We start from the raw sequence: 2,505 nt of genomic DNA, 5'->3' as shown, positions 1-2,505 counted from the left end.
GGGGGCGGCCGGGGCGGGAGCCGGAGCCGGTGCCTCGGCAGCAGGGGCCGGAGCCGGGGCGGCGGGGGCCGGAGCGGCGGCCGGAGCCGCGCCCGGGGCGCCGATGACGGCCAGCTTGGCACCGACCTCGGCGGTCTCGTCCTCGCCGACCGTGATCTCGAGCAGCACACCGGAGGTGGGCGCCGGGATCTCGGTGTCGACCTTGTCCGTGGAGACCTCGAGCAGCGGCTCGTCGGCCTCGACGGAGTCGCCGACCGACTTCAGCCAGCGGGTGACGGTGCCCTCGGTGACGGACTCGCCGAGCGCGGGCAGGACGACGTCCGTGCCCTCGGCGCTGCCGCCGCCGGAGGCGGCCTCGGCGGTGGGAGCAGGGGCCGGGGCGGCCTGCTCGGTGGACGGCTGGGCGGCCGGAGCCGGCTCGGGCGCCGGAGCGGCGACCTCCTCGGCGGCCGGAGCCGGGGCGGCAGCGGGCGCGCCCGTGCCGTCGTCGATGACGGCCAGCTCGGCGCCGACCTCAACGGTCTCGTCCTCGGCGACCTTGATGGACGCCAGGACACCGGCTGCGGGCGAGGGGATCTCGGTGTCGACCTTGTCGGTCGACACCTCGAGCAGCGGCTCGTCGGCCTCGACGCGCTCTCCCTCGGCCTTCAGCCAGCGGGTGACAGTGCCCTCGGTGACGCTCTCGCCGAGCGCCGGAAGGGTTACGGAAACCGCCATGGTTTCGGTTGCTCCTTACAAGTGCGGAAGTCTGTGTCGTCGCGTTCGTCGACCGAGGGTCAGTCGTGCGAGTGGAGGGGCTTGCCGGCCAGGGCCAGGTGGGCCTCGCCGAGCGCTTCGCTCTGCGTCGGGTGAGCGTGGATGAGCTGCGCGACCTCGGCGGGCAGCGCCTCCCAGTTGTAGATCAGCTGGGCTTCGCCGACCTGCTCGCCCATGCGGTCGCCGACCATGTGGACGCCGACCACGGCACCGTCCTTGACCTGGACGAGCTTGATCTCGCCCGAGGTGTTCAGGATCTTGCTCTTGCCGTTGCCGGCGAGGTTGTACTTCAGGGCGACGACCTTGTCCGCACCGTAGATCTCCTTGGCCTTGGCCTCGGTGATGCCCACGGAGGCGACCTCGGGGTGGCAGTACGTCACCCGGGGGACACCGTCGTAGTCGATCGGGACGGTCTTGAGACCGGCCAGACGCTCCGCCACCAGGATGCCCTCGGCGAAGCCGACGTGCGCGAGCTGGAGGGTCGGGACCAGGTCACCGACGGCGGAGATGGTCGGGACGTTGGTGCGCATGTACTCGTCGACCAGGACGTAGCCGCGGTCCATGGCGACGCCCTGCTCCTCGTAGCCGAGACCGGCGGAGACGGGCCCGCGGCCCACCGCGACCAGCAGGAGCTCGGCCTCGAACTCCTTGCCGTCGGCGAGGGTGACCTTGACACCGTCGGCCGTGTACTCGGCCTTGGAGAAGAAGGTGCCCAGGTTGAACTTGATGCCGCGCTTGCGGAACGCGCGCTCAAGAAGCTTGGAGGAGTTCTCGTCCTCGAGGGGGGCCAGGTGCTTGAGGCCCTCGATGATCGTGATGTCCGTACCGAAGGACTTCCAGGCCGAGGCGAACTCGACGCCGATGACACCGCCGCCCAGGACGATCGCCGACTTCGGCACGCGGTCCAGGACCAGGGCGTGGTCGGAGGAGATGATGCGGTTGCCGTCGATCTCCAGGCCCGGCAGCGACTTCGGCACGGAGCCGGTCGCGAGGAGCACGTGGCGGCCCTGGACGCGCTGGCCGTTCACGTCGACGGACGTGGGGGAGGACAGCCGGCCCTCACCCTCGATGTACGTCACCTTGCGGGAGGCGACAAGTCCCTGCAGGCCCTTGTACAGGCCGGCGATGACACCGTCCTTGTACTTGTGGACCCCGGCGATGTCGATGCCCTCGAAGGTGGTCTTCACGCCGAACTGCTCGCTCTCGCGGGCCTGGTCGGCGATCTCGCCCGCGTGCAGCAGGGCCTTGGTGGGGATGCACCCCCGGTGCAGGCAGGTACCGCCGACCTTGTCCTTCTCGATCAGGGCGACGTCCAGGCCCAGCTGCGCCCCGCGCAGGGCCGCGGCGTAACCACCGCTACCACCGCCGAGGATCACTAGGTCGAAAACGGTGCTGGCGTCGTTCGCCACGTCACGTCCTCCATGCATGTGCGCCACGCCGGTCTGCGGTGACCGGTCGGCGGCTGGTGTCCGGCCGCTCGTTCTTCGGCCCTTCGGTGGGGCCCTGTCCTGCCGAGCCCCATCTTCGCACTTGTCGTGGCAGGAAGAGACGCCGGGCCGGTGTGTGAGACGTCGCACTCATACGAGCACCGACAAGCCGACCGACCACAGGGGCGCGGCGCTGTGTCGATCTGAGGCCCCGCCGCGCGGGCGCGACCAGCCGCTGGGGAGCCGCGACGCCCCCAGGGGCGCGGGGAACTGCGCGACCAGCCCCACGCCCCCGTAGCCGCCGAACCACCGGACGGACCGG

General features: G+C 71.1%; 2 protein-coding genes. Both read right to left on the bottom strand.

Going from position 1 to position 2,505, the window contains the following annotated elements; all coding sequences use genetic code 11:
* Positions 1 to 717: biotin/lipoyl-containing protein (locus ACWBNA_RS47715; protein ID WP_482710864.1), on the bottom strand; the 717-nt coding region annotated here is incomplete at its 3' end.
* Between the two features lie 59 nt (positions 718 to 776).
* Positions 777 to 2,165 carry a dihydrolipoyl dehydrogenase gene (gene lpdA, locus ACWBNA_RS47710; protein ID WP_482710863.1) on the bottom strand — a complete coding sequence of 463 codons (1,389 nt, stop codon included), beginning with the start codon at positions 2,163 to 2,165 and terminating at the stop codon, positions 777 to 779.
* Positions 2,166 to 2,505 lie beyond the last annotated feature (340 nt).

The sequence above is a fragment of the Streptomyces sp. Q2 genome, assembly GCF_056820935.1.
Note: the sequence above shows the minus strand (reverse complement) of the source record. Positions and strands in the feature narration are given on the sequence as shown.